We start from the raw sequence: 15499 nt of genomic DNA, 5'->3' as shown, positions 1-15499 counted from the left end.
CGCTCACGGCCGCTGGAGGTAGCCGGGATCGGCCACCTCCAGCTTGGCCCGGACGGCCTGGACCAGGGCGGCGGTGAGCGCGTCGTCGCCGTCGAAGCGGCCCGCGCGGACGGCGGCGGCCAGCTCGGCGTCGTCGGCCACGCCCAGCGCCGCCAGCCGCGCGGCGTGCTCGGCGGCCTGGACCTGGCCCAGCTCCATCTCCCGCTCGACCATGGCCAGCACGTTGATCGCCACCCGCGTGTGGAAGCGCACCCGCCCCTCGACCGCGGGCAGCACGTCGTCCCGCAGGAACCCGCGGACGGCCGCGACGAGTTGCGCGGCGGTGGGCACGTCATGGGGCTGCGCCATCGGCGGCACTCCCGTCACCTCGGCTCCGGAGCCGTACGCCCGCGCACGGCCAGTCGTGAGCCCAGGCATAAGGATCACCGCCCCGCCTGTCAAGGCCCCCGGCCCACGGATGACCTTTCTCCACCCCCGGGACGACAGACCTCCGCCCACGATCGGCGTGTCTCTACCGAACCGCCCGTACCGGCGGTGGCGGGCCCCCGCGCGACGATGGCACGCTTCCCGAGCGGCCCGGCCCTCCGGGGTCACGCGGACGGCCCGGACGGCTGGGAAAGTCGCCCGGCGCAGCTCCCGGCCCCCGGCTCCCCGGGCCGCTCAGCCGCAGTCAACCCGAGGGAGCGCAGCATGAACGACGACGTACGCGTCAAGGCCTGCCGCATCAACGACCACGTGGAGCTCATCCACGACTCCTCCCCGGACGTCGTCCTGGAGATCCCGCGCCGCGACTGGCAGCACTTCCTGGAGGCGGTCAGGTCGGGCGCGTTCGAGCTGGAGGTCCTGCCCCGCAAGGCCGAGGAGAACGCGGCCTGACCCCGTCCCCTCCGAAGGGCCCGGCGGCCGCGGACGTCCTGCGGCCGCCGGGCCCTTTCCCGTGCCGCGGCGCGTCCGCGCGGGCCGGGCGGCCGCGGGCGGCACGACGGGAGCCGGTTCTGTCGGTGGGCACGCGTACGGTCGGTCCAACCGGACGGTGGGTGATATGTCGGTGACCGAGGAGCAGGCCGCGGTGCTCGCCCTGACCAGGGCCACCGCCGGGCCGTGGCACCACACCGCGCGGGTCGTGGAGGCCCGGGGCAGCGCGTTGCGGCTGGCCCGCGGCGACCTCGGCGGGCTCGGCGAGCACGACAGGGCGCACGCCGCGCGGGTCGTCGCGCGGCTGCGGCCGGGCGACCTCGGCCGGGCCGAGGGGCTCATCGCCGCCTGCCCCGCCGCGCTGGTGACCGTGCTCGACGACGGCTATCCGGGCAACCTGGCCTGCGCCCACAACCTTCAGCCGTTCCTGTGGGTGCGCGGCCGGCTGGGGACCGGCGACCACCGGTCGGTGGCGGTCACCGGCGACGCCCCGGGCGCCCGCGCCGCGGCCCGCGCGCTGGCCGCGGCCGGCCTGACCGTCGTGTGCGACGCGCCGCGCACCGCCGGTGCCGCGGCGACGGCCGGCGGCCGCGCGATCATGGTCGGCCCGCACGACGGTCGGCCGGGGGCCCTCGTGGGCGGTCCGGACGGCGGGCGGCCGGGGGCCGTCGTGGCGGTGTCGCCGTTCTGGCCGGGCACGGCCGCGACGGCCCGGACGCGGGCGGTGACCGGGCTGGTGACCAGCGGGCTGGCCGCCGCGCTCTACGTAACCGGTGACGGCGCCTGCGACGGCGAGCGGGCGGCGATGGCGCTGTCCCAGGGCAAGCACGTCTTCGCCGCGCCCGGCCTGCCCTGGACGCCCCGGCTGGCCTACCGGGGAGGAGTCACTGTCGTAGCGGGCATTGACGAGCTGGCGCGCCAGGCGGTCAATCTTGTAGATGTGACCCGGCTGACGACCGTCTTCTGACCATGGGCGACGCCCGCGCGGTGACCGAGGCGTACCTGCAGATCTTCCGCAACGTCCCGGCCGCCGGTCCCGGCGTCTGCCGGATCTGCCACACCGGCGCCGGCGGGCCGTCCGGGCTCTGCGTCACCTGCGGCGTCACCACCCAGGGCCTGTACCGCCACACCGAGCACGTCGTGCCCGTCTCGCTGTGCGTGCGCGACGGCGACGGCGCCCAGCTGCACGCGATCGTGACCCGCCGCAGGGACCCGCCGGGCAGCGTGCGCCGGGTGCCCTTCCTGGCCGCCACCGTGGCGCGTTTCCACCGGGCCCACTCCGCCTGCCTGACCCGGCTGGCCGGCGGCCCCTTCACGATGGTCACCACGCTGCCCGGCACCCGGCTCGACCGGCCCATCGAGGTCTTCGGCCCGATGCCGCGGATCGTGGACATGGTGGGCGACCTGCGCGGGCTGCACCGTCCCGTGCTGATGGCGGGGTCGGCGCAGGCGGCCGAGAACCTCGCGCGGCGGCGGTCGGACGAGCGGGCCTTCCAGGTGCTGGGCCGCGTCGACGGCGCGCGGGTGTTGCTGGTGGACGACCTGTTCGTCTCCGGCGCGCACGTCCAGAGCGCGGCCTCGGCGCTCTACCTGGCCGGGGCGCGGGCGGTGGTCGCGCTGGTGATCGCGCGGCTGGTCTTCCCGCGCGCCGGCGGCGACACCGCCCGGCTGTGGGAGCGGGCCTGCGCCGAGCGGTTCGACTTCGATCGCTGCTGCCGCGCGGGCGCGCCGACCGTTGACCGCGCAACGGATTTCGGTTGAGATCACCCCATGAGCTTCGCCGTGCCCGAGCACGTCCGGCCGATCCGCGACGCCGTGCGCGCGTTCATGACCGAGCGCGTCGAACCGGCCGAGGAGGTGCTGCACGAGGGCGGGCCGCGGGCCGCCGCCACCATGGCCGGGCTGCGGGACGAGGCCAGGAAGGAGGGCCTGTGGGCCCTCGGCCACCCGTGCGAGCTGGGCGGCGGCGGACTGCCGTTCCTCGACTACGTCTACGTCAACGAGGTCCAGGGCCGCAGCGAGTACGGGCAGCTCGCCCTCGGCACGTTCACCCTGCAGGACTCGCTCATGCTGCACGAGCACGCCTCCCCCGAGCAGCGCGAGCGCTACCTGGAGCCGCTGGTGCGCGGCGACATCTCGCCCAGCTTCGCGATGACCGAGCCGGAGGTCTCCAGCAGCGACCCCACCCAGCTCACCACCTCCGCCGTGCTCGACGGCGACGAATGGGTGATCAACGGGCACAAGTGGTTCACGACGGGCGCGTCGGTGGCGGCGTACACGACCGTGATGTGCCGGACCGAGCCGGAGGCGCCGCCCCACCGGGCCTTCTCCATGATCCTCGTGCCGACGGACACGCCCGGCTACACGATCGTGCGCGAGACCCCCGTGCTCGGCCTCGGCGGCGCGCACTGCGAGGTGCGCTACGAGGACGTGCGGGTGCCGGCCGCGAACCTGCTGGGCGAGCGCGGGCACGGCTTCGTCATCGCCCAGCGGCGTCTCGGGCCCGGCCGGATCTTCCACTGCATGCGCTGGCTCGGGCAGGCGCAGCGGGCCTTCGACCTGATGTGCCGGCGGCTGCACGCGCGCACCGCCTTCGGCGAGCCGCTGGCGGCCAAACAGCTCATGCGGCAGCACGTGTTCGACTCCTACACCGAGATCCAGGCCGCCCGCCTGCTCACGCTCCAGGCCGCCGAGGCCGTGGACGCCGGCTCGCAGGCCCGCGTCGAGATCGGCGCGATCAAGGTGGTGGGGGCGCGCATGCTGCACAACGTCATCGACCGGGCCGTCCAGGTGTACGGCGCGGCCGGCCTGACCCCCGACACGCCGCTGGAGCGCATGTACCGGCACGCCCGCGCCGCGCGCGTCTACGACGGCCCCGACGAGGTGCACATCGACGCGGTCGGCCGCCGCCTGCTGGGCGCGTACGCGGCCGGCGGCGCCTGGGAGTTCGGCCCCCGATGAACCGGGTCGAGACGATCGTCCGCGAGGTGTACGGCCCGGACGCGGCCGTCCCGTACGCGGTCAGGCTGCCCGGCGGGGCCTCCAGGGAGACCTGGGCCCTGGACGTGGTCGTCCCCGGCGGCGACCGGCACGAGCTGGTGCTCCGGCTCGACGGGCCGGGGGCCGCCCTGGAGGCGGGGACGGGGCTGGCCGAGGAGGCGCGGCTGATGCGGGCGGCGGCCGACGCCGGGGTCCCCGTCCCGCACGTCGTGGCCGCCGCCGGCCCACCAGCCGGACCGCCCACCGGCCCACCCGCCGGGCCGTACGTCCTGATGAGCCGGATCTCCGGCGAGACGATCCCGCGCCGGATCCTGCGGGACGAGGCGTACCGGGAGGCCAGGCCGAAACTGGCCGCCCAGTGCGGGCGGGCGCTGGCGGCCATCCACCGCATGCCGCTGTCCTGCCTGCCCGAGACCGGCCCCGCGACCGCACCCGCGACCGCGCCGCAGGCCGTGCCCGCCGACCCGCTGCGCTTCTGGCGTGACGTGCTCGACCTGACCGGCCAGCCGCATCCCGTGTTCGAGCTGGCCCTGCGCAGGCTGGAGGCCGATCGGCCGCCCGCCGTCCCGGCGAGCGTCGTGCACGGCGACTTCCGCAACGGCAACCTGATCGTCGGCCCGGAGGGCGTCAGGGCCGTGCTCGACTGGGAGCTGGCCCACGCCGGCGACCCGCTGGAGGACCTGGGCTGGCTGTGCGTCAAGGCGTGGCGGTTCGGCTCGCCGCTGCCCGTGGGCGGGTTCGGCGGCTACGCCGAGCTGACCGCCGCCTACGAGGAGGCCGGCGGCCGGCCCGTCGACCTGGACGCGCTGCGCTGGTGGGAGACGTTCGGCGTGCTGAAATGGGGGATCATCTGCGTCACGCAGACCATGCGGCACCTGCGCGGCGGCGCCTCCTCGGTCGAGCTGGCCGCCCTCGGCCGCCGCGCCTGCCAGAACGAGTGGGACCTGCTCGGCCTGCTGACCTGACCTGACCTGATTTGCCCCGACCGGTCGGCCCGCCGGAGCCCTCAGCCCCCGGCGACGGCGGCCGCGATCACGTCCACCAGCCCCTCCACCACCTGCGATCGGTCGACCTCCGGATGCTCCAGCCACCAGTCGCCCGTCGTCTGCACCATGCCGACGAACGCGTGGCCGAGCACCTGCGCCCGCACCGGGTCGGCCACCACCCGCTCGTCGGCCAGCACCCGGCCCAGCTCCTCGCCCAGGCCGCGCACGAGCGAGGTCATGTGGGAGCGGATGCGGGTGTCCTCGGCGCTGGCCCGGTGGAACAGGAAGCGGTAGAGGTCGAGGTTGGCCGAGATCAGGTCGAGATAGACGCCGATGGCGGCGCGGGCACGGGCCCGCAGGTCGGTGCCGGGCCCGGCGAACTGCGGGCGGAGCTGGGCGATGACCGTGCGCACGTGGCGGTCGGCCAGCGCCTGGTACAGGCCGCTCTTGTCGCCGAAGTGGCGGTAGAGGACGGGTTTGGTGATGCCGGCCTCGGCGGCGATGGCCGCCATCGACACCTCGGGGCCCTCGGCCAGGATGGCCCGGTCGGCGGCGTCGAGCAGCGCCCTGCGCCGGTCGGGGTCCCGTCTGCTCATCTGCTCAGGATAGATCGCAGACGACGCGGCAGCAGCGCCGAGAAGACCAGTAACGCGCCGGTGTAGGCGTACAGGCCGGTCGCCCCGGCGAGGGTGCCGGGCGGCTCGGCCCACGGCGGCTCCCACAGGCCGGGCAGCGCGCCCGCCAGGCCGATCGCGGCCCGCAGGTCGAGGGCGAACAGCACGCCCGCCACCGCCAGCGGCACCCCGCAGGCCAGCGCCGCGGCGGGCCAGGCGGCCAGCACCGCGACGATCAGGGCCGCCGCCGCCAGCAGGCCCACCCCGGCCGGGGCCGGGGCGAAGGCCGCCTGCCCGGCCCGCAGCGCTCTGGCGCCCGCCTCGGTCAGGTAGTAGACGGGGGGAACGGCGGCCAGGCCCACGCCGACGCCGATCAGAACTCGTACCTCACCGGTCACAGAGGCCATCGTCCCCCGCTCACGGACGGCTCACGCGGCGGTTAGGTTTTTGGGCATGAAGAACACCGGCACAGGCCCAGGCGCCATCACCCCCGACGGATCCCCTGTCGAGTTCTACACCCTCCTCCAGCCCGGCCGCGACGCCGACGTCGTCATCCAGGAGACCCCGCCGGGCGGGTCCGTCCTGGAGCTCGGCGCCGGCGTCGGCAGAGTCACCCACGCGCTCGTCGAGGCCGGGTTACAGGTCGTGGCCGTGGACGAGTCCACCGAGATGCTGGCGCACGTGCGCGGGGCCGAGACCGTGCACGCGCGGCTCCAGGACCTGCGGCTCGACCGGCGATTCGACACCGTCACGCTGGCCTCCCAGCTCGTCAACGTCGTCGACGTGGAGGTCAGGCGGTCCTTCCTGGCGGCGTGCGCGCGGCACGTCAAGCCGGGCGGGGCGGTGCTCGTCCAGTGGATGACGGCCGAGCGGCACGACGGCTGGCGGGCCGGCTCGGGCAGGAAGGACGGCGACGTCACGATCACCCTGGCGGAGGTCGAGGAGATCTCCCCCGGCGTGTTCGCCGCGACCATGCGCTACGAGCACGGCGACCGGGTCTGGACCCAGTCGTTCACCTCGCGCCGGATGACCGACGACGAGCTGGCCGACGCCCTGGCCGCCGAGGGGCTGCGGCTGGAGCGGTTCGTCACCGAGGACCGCATGTGGTTCCTGGCCCGCCCCTTTACATCGTAGATTTCGGTGTAAATACTGGGAAATACTGGAACTGTTGATACCCTCGCGCCATGAGTGACCCGCTGGACGAGCTGGAGCGGCGGATCGACGGACTCCGGGCCGGCGTGCGCAAGGCCATGCGCGTCAGGGACGGCGCGACGGCCCGCGTCCTGCGTGCCGAGCTGCGCGCCGCCGAGCGCGCCTGGGACGCCCTGGTGAGCGGCGAGCAGCCGCGCGCCAGGGCGGAGGGGCCCCGGCTGGTCACCGTGCGCGAGCAGGTCCACCAGGCGCTCGCGCTGCTCGGTGCCGCCGCGCAGCCGCGCCTGGTGGTGGCGGTCAGCGGCGCGTTCTTCGCCGGCACCATCCGCAGCGCCCAGCTCACCAGCCTGCGCCGCGACGAGGAGCGCTCGTTCCGGTCCACGCCGCACGGCAGGCCGTACTACCTGTGCGCGGCGCTGACCGACCGCCTCTCCCCCGCCCGCGGCCTGCTGACGCTCAGCACCTGGCCGCTGGAGCGGCGGGTGGTCGGCCCGCTCAGCCCCCGCGTCGACTTCCTGACCTGCGCCATCGCGGTGGCCTCGCACGACGGCGAGGACGAGCGGGCCCTGCGCTTACTGGCGCGGATGGCCAGGAACGTGCCCGGCGCCACGGCCACCGACCTCGGGCCGCCCGACCGCCGGCGGATCGCCGAGGCGGCCAGGGCCGAGCTGGCGGTGCACGCAGAACGCGACACGCGCGACCGCGCCGAGCTGGCACGACGCGCCACATCCCAGCTCGGTGACGTGGCCAGGCTCTTCGGCGCCGCTACGCTGGGCACGATCAAGGAGGAGACAGCGACGTGAGCGGCTTGAGACGCGAGGACGGCCCGGCCCACCGGCTCGACGCGCTGCGCGGCACGACCCCGCCCAAGCCGCACGACGCCAGAGCGATCGCGGCCCTGGCCGCCAACCCCGGCTGCACCCGCCGGGCCCTCATGGACGGCGCCGGCGTCGACAAGGACGCCGCCGCCCGCCACCTGGGCTTCCCGGCGCCGTTCGGCCAGTCGCCGTTCGCGATCACCCGCGGGAACGCGTTCGAGGCGCTGGTCAAGGCCGACGGCTGCGCCGAGCTGCTGCGCATGCTGCGCGAGGTGCTGGACCTGCCGGTCGCCGAGGTGGCCTACCACGACGTGGAGAACGTCGGTGCCCACCTGCGCCACACCCACACCCGCACCCTGTTCGACCGGGCGGCGCGCGGCGACCAGGACGCCGGCACGCTGTTCGACCACCCGCTGCTCAGCCTGGAGATCGCCGGCCACACCGCGTTCCTCGAACCCGACGTGGTGGCCTTCCAGCTCGGCGGGCGCTTCCACGTGGTGGAGATCAAGTCGTTCGCGGTGGTCGACGGGCAGGCCGAGCCGGCCGCGGTGGCCGCCGCCGCCCGCCAGGCCGCCGTCTACGTGCTGGCGCTGCGCACGATGCTGGCGGAGCTGGGGCACGACCCGCTCACCGTCTCCCACGACGTGGTGCTGGTGTGCCCCGAGAACTTCGCCAACCGGCCGGTGGCGACCCTGGTCGACGTGCGCAGGCAGCTGGCCGTGCTGCGCCGTCAGCTCACCCGGATGACCGGCCTGGACCGGCTGCTCGCCGCGCTGCCCGAGGACCTCAGCTTCGACCTGCGGCCGGGCGAGGACGGCCGGCCCACCCGTCCGGCGGCCGAGCTGGCCGACGCGCTGCGCAGGACCACCGCCCGCTACGCGCCCGACTGCCTGTCCGCGTGCGACCTGTGCTTCTTCTGCCGCGACGAGGCCCGCCAGGAGGGCGCCTCCGACCTGCTCGGCCGCCAGGTGCGCGACGAGCTGGGCGGGGTCGCCTCGGTCGCCGAGGCGCTCGGCCTGGCCGACGGCCTGCGTGACCCGGCCGACGGCCAGGAGGAGATCGCCGGCCTGCTCCGCAACGCCGAACGCCTGCGCAGGGAGTGCCTCAGTTGAGCCTGCTCACCTCGCTCGCCCGGCTGCGCGCCCTGCGGGAGGGCATCGCCCAGCCCGTCGCCACGGTCCGCCACTGCCACGTGGGCGCGCGGCCGATGGTGTTCATCCCGCTCAAGCTGTCGGGCGAGGCCGCCGCGCCGCTGGCCGCCATGCTCGGCACCGACCGCGACCGGCCGCGCCTGCTCGTCGTCACCCAGCCGCGCAACCGTGAGCTGCGCTTCGCCTGGGCCGCCGAGCTGGCCGGGGTGCTGCTGCCGTACGTCGAGGGATTCACCGCCGACACCGAGACGGTGGAGCGCAAGAACGCGGACCCCTACGAGCGGGCGCTCGACGCGCCGCAGCTCGTCCTGCCGAACCAGGCGGGCGTCGGCTTCACCAGGCTGCTCGGCCGCTCCACGCGCTTCCGCAGGCCCGACGGGCCCTACCCGGTGCCGCCCGAGGTGCCGCTGCTGGGGCGGTGGCTGACGTACTTCGCCGAGCGGGCGGCCTACCCGGGCTCGTCGCTGACGCTGGCCGCCACCGAGGAGCTGGGCCGCCACTGGGCCAGCGGGCAGAGCGCGCTGGAGGACGCCAACCTGGCCGCGCTGCTGTCCTGGATCACCCAGGGCCCTTCCGACGACGCCGAGGACCCGCTGATCTGGCCGCCCGCCGGGCCCGCGACCGATCCGGGCTTCGACGCCGAGGTACTCGCGCCGGCCATCGACAGCGAGTCGCCCGAGCGGGTCGCCGAGGCGCTGCGCACCCAGCTCGAACCCACCTGGCGGCTGATGTGGCAGGCGCTCGACCTGCTGGCCGGGCTGGAGCCGGGCGCGAGCGTGGCCCAGCGCTGGGAGCAGGACCGCGGCTCGTTCAGCGCCATGGCCGCCCACATCGCCGAGGGCGCGCCGCCGCAGGCCAGGCGCGACGGCGCGGTGGCGGCCGCGGCCAAGCTGGCCCGCATGGAACGTGCCCAGGCCGCCTACGACGTGCAGCGCGCCTACGACGACCCGCTGGTGATGGCCGAGTACCGGCTGACCGGCGAGGCGTTCGCCGGCGAGGTGGTCGAGACCGTCCCCGACAACGTCGAGGGCGAGGGCCGCTCGCGCAAGCTGCGTCCGCTGGTGGTGCTGAAGACCGACGACCCGGTACGCCTGCCGCCCGGGGCCTCGCTCGGCACCCCGCAGCGCCGCGGCCAGGGCGCCGAGCTGGTCGAGGCGCACGGCGGGCTGATCACCCTGAAGATCACCAAGGGCATGGGCCGGGGGAGGACGCCCGCCCCCGGCGCCGTGCCGGAGATCGGCGAGCGGGTCTGCTACACCTCGCTGACCGACGACTTCCAGGGCTCGCCGGCGCTGCCCGAGGCCGAGGCCACGCCGTGGACGCACGGCGGGCCGCCGCAGGAGTACATCCCCGACGACGAGGACGCCCAGGAGGAATGGTCGTGAGCGAGAGCCCGGAGCAGGTGATCGCGAACGTCCTGGCCGACCTGCCCAGGAACCGCGGCGTCGTGGTCGACTCCCCGCCGGGCGCCGGCAAGTCCACGCTGGTCGTGCGGGCCGCCGCGCACATCGCCGCCACCGGCGAGCCACTGATGATCGTCGCCCAGACGAACGAGCAGGTCGACGACCTCGTGGCCCGCATCTCCGACAAACACCCGCACCTGAAGGTCGGACGGCTGTCGGCCGGCGGGTACGTGCCCCACCCGCGCATGCTGGAGCTGGCCGGCGTCACCGTCGGCACCAGGATCCAGGACCTCGGCGACCCCGACATCGTCATCGCCACGGCCGACAAGTGGGCGTGGATCTCCGGCCGGGTGTGGCCGTGGGCGATCGTGGACGAGGCGTACCAGATGCGCTCGGACAAGCTGCTGCGCATCGCGGCGCTGTTCGAGCGGGCGCTGTTCGTCGGCGACCCCGGGCAGCTCGACCCGTTCTCGATCGTCGACGGCGACCGCTGGTCGGGGTTGTCGTGGGACCCGTTGCAGAGCGCGGTGGCGGTGCTGCTGCGGCACAACCCGGAGCTGCCGGTCCATCGGCTGCCGGTGTCCTGGCGGCTGCCCGCCTCGGCCGCGCCGGTGGTGTCGAAGGCGTTCTACCCGTTCACCGGGTTCCGGTCGGGCACCTCGGCGGGCGACCGGCGGCTCGAACTGACCGCGGGCGGCATGGGCACCGTGCACGACCGCGCGCTGGAGGAGGCCGCCCGGTCGGGGTGGGCGCTGCTGGAGCTGCCCGAACGGCACACCGTGCGCACCGACGGCGAGGCCGTGCAGGCCGTGGCGCTGCTGGCGGCGCGGCTGCTGCAGCGCGGCGCCGTGGCGACCTCCGAGCAGGGCGAGCGGCCGGTGACCGCCGACCGGATCGCGGTCGGGGCGGCCCATCGCGACCAGGTGGCCGCGATCAGGAACGCCGGGCTGCCGCCGGAGATCACCGTGGACACCGCCAACCGCCTCCAGGGCCGCGAGTACGACGTGACGATCGTGCTGCACCCGCTGTCGGGCCGCCGCGACGCCACCGCCTTCCACCTGGAGTCGGGGCGGCTGTGCGTGCTGGCCTCACGCCACCGGCACGCCTGCGTGATGGTGGCGCGGGCGGGCATCGCCGAGCTGCTGGACGCCCACCCGTCGGCCGAGCCGGTGCAGCTCGGGGTGCCGGTGAAGTTCCCCGACGGCTGGGAGGCCAACCAGTCGGTGCTGGAGCACCTGGCCCGCCACCGGGTCTAGCGGGAGCCGGTGACGGGACGGCGTCAGAGGCGGCGCCGCCAGACGTCGATGGCCAGCACGCGGCGCATGCCCGCCGACTCGTACAGGCCCAGCGCGGGGGTGGTGTTGTTGCTGTCCACGTGCAGGATCGTGCCCTTGCGGCCGCTGGCGGCGTCGGCGGCGAAGGCGTGCCGGAGCAGGAAGCGGCCCAGGCCCCGGCCGCGGAAGCGCGGGTGCACGGCGAGCGTGGCGACGTAGCCGCAGTCTTCGTCGGGGACGAACTGGTTGTTGCCGATCAGCACGCCGGCGGGCTCCCCGTCGATCCTGGCCAGGGTGAGCTGGCTCCAGTCGGTGACGCTCATGGCCTGGCGGCGCTCGTACCAGTGGTCGTAGTCGACCGAGATGAAGCCGAAGTGCTCGGCGAAGCCGATCTGGTGCACCTCGTGCGCGGCGCGGCGGGTCTCCTCGTCCTCGCCCGAGTGCAGGGTGAGGCCGGGCGGCGGGGCGGGCGCCTCGACGGGGGCCGTGTGGTCGGCGCGCATGCGGTGGAAGCTGGTGCCGGGCTCGAAGCCCTGCTCCTTGGCGTAGGACTGCTTGTCCTGGTCAGCGCGGTAGATGCCGATGTCGAGGGTGACGCCGTCGTGGCCGCGCTCGGCGCCGAGCTCGCGGGCGCGGGCGGTGGCCGTGCGCCACAGCTCCCGCCGCAGGTCGTCCAGGCCGGTCAGGCCGGGGCGGGTGATGACCTCGATGTTGACCAGGTCGCTGTCGCCCACCCGGCAGGCCCAGGCCCAGCCGGTCAGGCGGCCGGTCTCGTCGTGGGCCAGCCAGCCGTCCCTGTCGAGGTCGAAGCCCGGCTCGGCCAGCTCGTCGGCGATGTCGTCGAGCGTCATGTCGGGCGAGCCGATGACGTCGGTGTCGTAGGCCGCGACCAGCTCGTGGATGGCCGCGGCGTCGTCGACCCGGGGGCGGCGCAAGATGTGCATGGGGAGGATTGTGCACACTTCGCCCACCCCGGCGCCTCCCATTTTCCCCGGGGTGGCTAGGCTGGCCGGGTGGTCGACAGGAAGCCGCTGCACATCGAGGTCGCCACCCCCGACGCGACGACCGTCGCGCTCGCCCTGTCCGGCGACCTCGACTACGAGTCCGTCAGCCGGCTGGGCGACTTCCCCGTCCCCGCGGGCTGCACCGCGATCGACGTCGACCTGTCCCGGCTGACCTTCGTCGACTCCTCCGGCCTGGCCGGGCTCGTCCGCCTCCAGCTGCGGGCCGCGGACGCCGGCGCCGTGGTGCGGGTGGTGGCGCTGACGCCCTATCTGCGCAGCCTGTTCCAGCTGACGGCGATCGACCGGCTGTTCAGCCTGCCGCCGGGCTGACCGCCTCCTGCGGGGCCGCCTCCGCGGGAGCGCCGCCGCGCAGCGGGATCTCCTTGATGAAGGCCGCCAGCAGCGGCACCACGACGGCGAAGGCGATGGCCCACCAGAACACGCCGGAGATCGAGGTCGCCAGCGACTCCAGGATCCCGGTGCGCATCTGCACGGGGAGCTGTTCGAGCTGCTTGGGGTCCATCCTGGCGCCGCCGCCCGAGGTCATGCGCTCGGCCGCCTGGGCGCCGAACCGGCCGGTCAGCTCCGACAGGTAGTGATTGTTGAAGATCGCGCCGAACAGCGAGACGCCGAACGAGCCGCCGATCGACCGGAAGAACGTGGTGGCGCTGCTGGAGACGCCGAGGTCCTTCTGCTCGACGCTGTTCTGCGCGATGAGCATGGTGGTCTGCATGAGGAAGCCCATGCCGAGGCCGAGCACGGCGATGTAGAGGCCGGTCTGCCAGGAGGCCGTGTCGACGCCCATCGTGGACAGCAGCCACATGCCGGCGGCCATGCCGACGCCGCCGACGATCGGGTAGATCTTGTACTTGCCGGTGCTGGTGATGGCCTTGCCGACGAACAGCGACACGACCATGGCCGAGGCCATCATGGGCAGCAGGAGCAGGCCGGAGTTCGTGGCCGTGGCGCCCTGGACGGTCTGCTGGAACAGCGGCAGGAAGTTGATCGCGCCGAACATGGCGAAGCCGAGCAGGAAGCCGATGCCCGAGATCAGGGTGAAGTTGCGGTTGCGGAACAGCTGCAGCGGCATGATGGGCTCGGCCACGCGGCGCTCGACCACGATGAAGCCGGCCAGGAAGACCACGGCGACCGCGATCAGGGTGAGGATCTGCCAGGAGCCCCAGGTGTACTCGTTGCCGCCCCAGGTGGTGATGAGCACCATCGCGGTGATGCTGACCGACAGCAGGACCGCGCCCGCCCAGTCGATGCGCACCTTGTTGTGCGTCCGCGGCAGGTGGAGGTTGAGCACGAGCAGGACCAGCGCGACCGCGCCGACCGGCAGGTTCACGTAGAAGGCCCAGCGCCAGTCGAGGTGGTCGGTGATGAAGCCGCCGACCAGCGGGCCGGCGATCATCGCCAGCGACATGACGCCGGCCATGATGCCCTGGTACTGGCCGCGCTCGCGGGGCGGCACCAGGTCGCCGATGATGGCCATGACGTTGACCATGAGACCGCCGGCGCCGAGGCCCTGGATGGCGCGGAAGGCGATCAGCTCGGTCATGCCGTCGGCCGGGCCGCCCAGCATGGAGGAGCCGGCCATGCCGCACAGCGCGGAGCCGATCATGAAGATGACGACCGAGGTGATGAAGATGGTCTTGCGGCCGTACAGGTCGCCGATCTTGCCCCAGATCGGCGTCGAGACCGTCGTGCCCAGGACGTAGGCGGTCACCACCCACGACAGATGGGTCAGGCCCCCTAACTCGCCCACGATGCGCGGCATGGCCGTGCCCACGATCATGTTGTCCAGCATGGCCAGCACCATGGCCAGCATCAGGCCCGGCAGGACGACCATGACCTCGCGGCGCCGTCCGACTGCCTCCGCCACTGCACACCCCCAGTTGTGATCTTGCTTACTTGCCGACCGGCAAGCTTAGAATAAGCTAGATACTTACTTGCCGACCGTCAAGTCGAAATCAAGGTGCAAAGTGCGGGAAGACACGCGGGCGCGGATCCAGGAGATCGCGCTGAAACTCTTCACGGAGCAGGGTTACGAGGCGACCTCGCTGCGCGAGATCGCGGAAGAGCTGGGCGTGACCAAGGCCGCGCTGTACTACCACTTCAAGACCAAGGAGGACATCATCGGCAGCCTGGTCGACCTCCGGGTCGCCGAGCTGCAGGAGCTGCTGGAGTGGGCCAGGAACGCGCCGAAGACCCCCGAGACCCGCCGCGAGCTGCTCGAACGCTACGCCGAACGGCTGCGCCAGCCCCGCTACCTGGCCGTCGCCCGCTTCCTGGAGAGCAACCAGACGGCGATGCGCAACCACCCCCAGCTCGCCAAGATGCGCGACACGATGATGGAGCTCACCGCCGAGATGAGCGACCCCGGCGCCACGCCCACCGAGCGCATCAGCCGCTCGCTGGCGCTGTTCGCGCTGCACGCGGGCAAGTGGCTGTCGATGGCCGGCGAGGGGCTGACCGAGGAGGAGATCGACAAGGCGTGCATGGAGGTGGCGCTGCGGCTCGTGGAGCAGTAGCGACCCCTGTGGCGCTTCCGCGGCGCGACGGACGATTGGCGCGCGGGATCCGGGGCAGAAGGCTCGCACGCATCCAGACGGGAGGAGACGCAGTGGAGGCGACGATAGCGCTCCGACTGCCCAGGGATGCGGCGAGCGTCCCGCTGATCAGGCAGATGCTGGACGGCACGCTGCGGTCGCTCGGCGTCGAGGCCCAGATTCGCGACGACATCGAGTTGATGCTGACCGAGGCGTGCGCGAACGTGGTCAAGCACGCGACGCCCAGCGACGACTACACCGTCAGCGCCTGCGTGCACGACGACCTGTGCGTCATCAAGGTCGTCGACACGGGGGGCGGTTTCGATCCGAACAAGGTGATCGAACCCGGCCCGGGGGCCGAGCACGGCCGCGGACTGCAGATCATGCGCGCGCTCGCCGACGACATCCGGTTCACCAACGTGCGCGAGAACGGGGCGATGGTCTGCCTGGAGAAGAAGCTCCGCTTCACCCCCGGGGCGGCGGGACAGCATCTCATCGCCAGGTGACCCGCACACCGGGGCCGGGGGGGGGGGGGGGCGGGGGGCCCGCCCCGGGAAGCCTTTCGTTGGTGGCGGGTTGGTTGGGGGGTGCGCGGGGGGGGGGGTGGGGGGCATGCATCGGGCTGCGGGG

At 73.9% G+C, this 15499-nt stretch carries 18 protein-coding genes; 13 read left to right on the top strand and 5 right to left on the bottom strand.

Translation table 11 applies throughout. From position 1 onward, the window contains the following. Positions 1–3: 3 nt before the first annotated feature. Positions 4–348, bottom strand: a complete 345-nt coding sequence (locus tag ACIBK9_RS09225) for a DUF6285 domain-containing protein (RefSeq protein ID WP_397156545.1) — start codon at positions 346–348, stop codon at positions 4–6. A 342-nt stretch (positions 349–690) separates the two neighbouring features. On the opposite strand from ACIBK9_RS09225, the gene ACIBK9_RS09220 reads away from it, so the two are divergent. From ACIBK9_RS09220 to ACIBK9_RS09200, 5 genes are all read left to right on the top strand, one after another. Continuing rightward, positions 691–876, top strand: coding sequence for a hypothetical protein (locus ACIBK9_RS09220; RefSeq protein ID WP_352350903.1), 186 nt, complete (start codon positions 691–693; stop codon positions 874–876). Between the two features lie 166 nt (positions 877–1042). After that, positions 1043–1882 (top strand): hypothetical protein, encoded by an 840-nt coding sequence (locus ACIBK9_RS09215; RefSeq protein ID WP_397156543.1) that lies wholly within the window; start codon positions 1043–1045, stop codon positions 1880–1882. A gap of 2 nt (positions 1883–1884) precedes the next feature. Next, positions 1885–2676: a hypothetical protein gene (locus ACIBK9_RS09210; RefSeq protein WP_397156542.1), complete on the top strand. Its 792-nt coding sequence runs from the start codon at positions 1885–1887 to the stop codon at positions 2674–2676. Between the two features lie 9 nt (positions 2677–2685). Continuing rightward, the gene (locus tag ACIBK9_RS09205) at positions 2686–3876 is read left to right on the top strand and encodes an acyl-CoA dehydrogenase family protein (protein WP_397156540.1); all 1191 of its coding nucleotides are present in this window, start codon (positions 2686–2688) and stop codon (positions 3874–3876) included. Beyond that, entirely contained in the window at positions 3873–4880 is a 1008-nt protein-coding gene (locus tag ACIBK9_RS09200; protein WP_397156538.1) for a phosphotransferase family protein, read from the top strand. The genes ACIBK9_RS09205 and ACIBK9_RS09200 overlap by 4 nt, the downstream gene beginning before the upstream one ends. A gap of 41 nt (positions 4881–4921) precedes the next feature. Here ACIBK9_RS09200 and ACIBK9_RS09195 read toward each other — a convergent pair whose 3' ends face one another. Beyond that, a complete protein-coding gene (locus ACIBK9_RS09195) occupies positions 4922–5497 on the bottom strand; it encodes a TetR/AcrR family transcriptional regulator (protein WP_357975501.1) in 576 nt (191 codons plus the stop codon). Further along, positions 5494–5913: a hypothetical protein gene (locus ACIBK9_RS09190; RefSeq protein ID WP_358286463.1), complete on the bottom strand. Its 420-nt coding sequence runs from the start codon at positions 5911–5913 to the stop codon at positions 5494–5496. The genes ACIBK9_RS09195 and ACIBK9_RS09190 overlap by 4 nt, the downstream gene beginning before the upstream one ends. A 55-nt stretch (positions 5914–5968) precedes the next feature. On the opposite strand from ACIBK9_RS09190, the gene ACIBK9_RS09185 reads away from it, so the two are divergent. The 5 genes from ACIBK9_RS09185 to ACIBK9_RS09165 are packed head-to-tail and all read left to right on the top strand — an operon-like array spanning position 5969 to position 11295. Further along, positions 5969–6649, top strand: a complete 681-nt coding sequence (locus tag ACIBK9_RS09185; protein ID WP_358286461.1) for a class I SAM-dependent methyltransferase — start codon at positions 5969–5971, stop codon at positions 6647–6649. 50 nt (positions 6650–6699) lie between these two features. Further along, positions 6700–7470: a hypothetical protein gene (locus ACIBK9_RS09180; RefSeq protein ID WP_358286459.1), complete on the top strand. Its 771-nt coding sequence runs from the start codon at positions 6700–6702 to the stop codon at positions 7468–7470. Continuing rightward, positions 7467–8597 carry a hypothetical protein gene (locus tag ACIBK9_RS09175; RefSeq protein WP_397156536.1) on the top strand — a complete coding sequence of 377 codons (1131 nt, stop codon included), beginning with the start codon at positions 7467–7469 and terminating at the stop codon, positions 8595–8597. Before ACIBK9_RS09180 ends, ACIBK9_RS09175 begins: the two co-directional genes overlap by 4 nt. Further along, entirely contained in the window at positions 8594–10021 is a 1428-nt protein-coding gene (locus tag ACIBK9_RS09170; protein ID WP_397156534.1) for a hypothetical protein, read from the top strand. Before ACIBK9_RS09175 ends, ACIBK9_RS09170 begins: the two co-directional genes overlap by 4 nt. Beyond that, complete coding sequence (locus ACIBK9_RS09165; RefSeq protein ID WP_397156533.1) at positions 10012–11295, top strand: AAA family ATPase; 1284 nt, start codon at positions 10012–10014, stop codon at positions 11293–11295. The genes ACIBK9_RS09170 and ACIBK9_RS09165 overlap by 10 nt, the downstream gene beginning before the upstream one ends. Positions 11296–11318: 23 nt before the next feature. Here the strand turns inward: ACIBK9_RS09165 and ACIBK9_RS09160 are convergent, their stop codons facing one another. Further along, entirely contained in the window at positions 11319–12257 is a 939-nt protein-coding gene (locus ACIBK9_RS09160) for a GNAT family N-acetyltransferase (protein WP_397156531.1), read from the bottom strand. Positions 12258–12326: 69 nt separating this feature from the next. Here ACIBK9_RS09160 and ACIBK9_RS09155 point away from each other — a divergent pair, with 69 nt between their 5' ends. Beyond that, the gene (locus ACIBK9_RS09155) at positions 12327–12647 is read left to right on the top strand and encodes an STAS domain-containing protein (protein ID WP_387675563.1); all 321 of its coding nucleotides are present in this window, start codon (positions 12327–12329) and stop codon (positions 12645–12647) included. On the opposite strand, the gene ACIBK9_RS09150 is transcribed toward ACIBK9_RS09155, so the two are convergent. Beyond that, positions 12628–14202, bottom strand: a complete 1575-nt coding sequence (locus tag ACIBK9_RS09150; protein ID WP_397156529.1) for an MDR family MFS transporter — start codon at positions 14200–14202, stop codon at positions 12628–12630. The genes ACIBK9_RS09155 and ACIBK9_RS09150 overlap by 20 nt on opposite strands. A gap of 100 nt (positions 14203–14302) precedes the next feature. Here ACIBK9_RS09150 and ACIBK9_RS09145 point away from each other — a divergent pair, with 100 nt between their 5' ends. Next, the gene (locus ACIBK9_RS09145) at positions 14303–14851 is read left to right on the top strand and encodes a TetR/AcrR family transcriptional regulator (protein ID WP_397156527.1); all 549 of its coding nucleotides are present in this window, start codon (positions 14303–14305) and stop codon (positions 14849–14851) included. A 92-nt stretch (positions 14852–14943) separates the two neighbouring features. Then, on the top strand, positions 14944–15375 hold the full coding sequence (locus ACIBK9_RS09140; RefSeq protein WP_352350930.1) for an ATP-binding protein: 432 nt from the start codon (positions 14944–14946) through the stop codon (positions 15373–15375). Positions 15376–15499: the final 124 nt, after the last annotated feature.

The sequence above is a fragment of the Nonomuraea sp. NPDC050227 genome (genome assembly GCF_044459705.1).
GTDB lineage: Bacteria > Actinomycetota > Actinomycetes > Streptosporangiales > Streptosporangiaceae > Nonomuraea.
This window is presented reverse-complemented; position numbering and strand designations above follow the sequence as displayed.

Bases quoted from the DNA above. Each gene is read 5' to 3' on its own strand.
- ACIBK9_RS09225 (WP_397156545.1), bottom strand. From the start codon at position 348: ATGGCGCAGCCCCATGACGTGCCCACCGCCGCGCAACTCGTCGCGGCC.
- ACIBK9_RS09220 (WP_352350903.1), top strand. From the start codon at position 691: ATGAACGACGACGTACGCGTCAAGGCCTGCCGCATCAACGACCACGTG.
- ACIBK9_RS09215 (WP_397156543.1), top strand. From the start codon at position 1,043: ATGTCGGTGACCGAGGAGCAGGCCGCGGTGCTCGCCCTGACCAGGGCC.
- ACIBK9_RS09210 (WP_397156542.1), top strand. From the start codon at position 1,885: ATGGGCGACGCCCGCGCGGTGACCGAGGCGTACCTGCAGATCTTCCGC.
- ACIBK9_RS09205 (WP_397156540.1), top strand. From the start codon at position 2,686: ATGAGCTTCGCCGTGCCCGAGCACGTCCGGCCGATCCGCGACGCCGTG.
- ACIBK9_RS09200 (WP_397156538.1), top strand. From the start codon at position 3,873: ATGAACCGGGTCGAGACGATCGTCCGCGAGGTGTACGGCCCGGACGCG.
- ACIBK9_RS09195 (WP_357975501.1), bottom strand. From the start codon at position 5,497: ATGAGCAGACGGGACCCCGACCGGCGCAGGGCGCTGCTCGACGCCGCC.
- ACIBK9_RS09185 (WP_358286461.1), top strand. From the start codon at position 5,969: ATGAAGAACACCGGCACAGGCCCAGGCGCCATCACCCCCGACGGATCC.
- ACIBK9_RS09180 (WP_358286459.1), top strand. From the start codon at position 6,700: ATGAGTGACCCGCTGGACGAGCTGGAGCGGCGGATCGACGGACTCCGG.
- ACIBK9_RS09165 (WP_397156533.1), top strand. From the start codon at position 10,012: ATGGTCGTGAGCGAGAGCCCGGAGCAGGTGATCGCGAACGTCCTGGCC.
- ACIBK9_RS09160 (WP_397156531.1), bottom strand. From the start codon at position 12,257: ATGCACATCTTGCGCCGCCCCCGGGTCGACGACGCCGCGGCCATCCAC.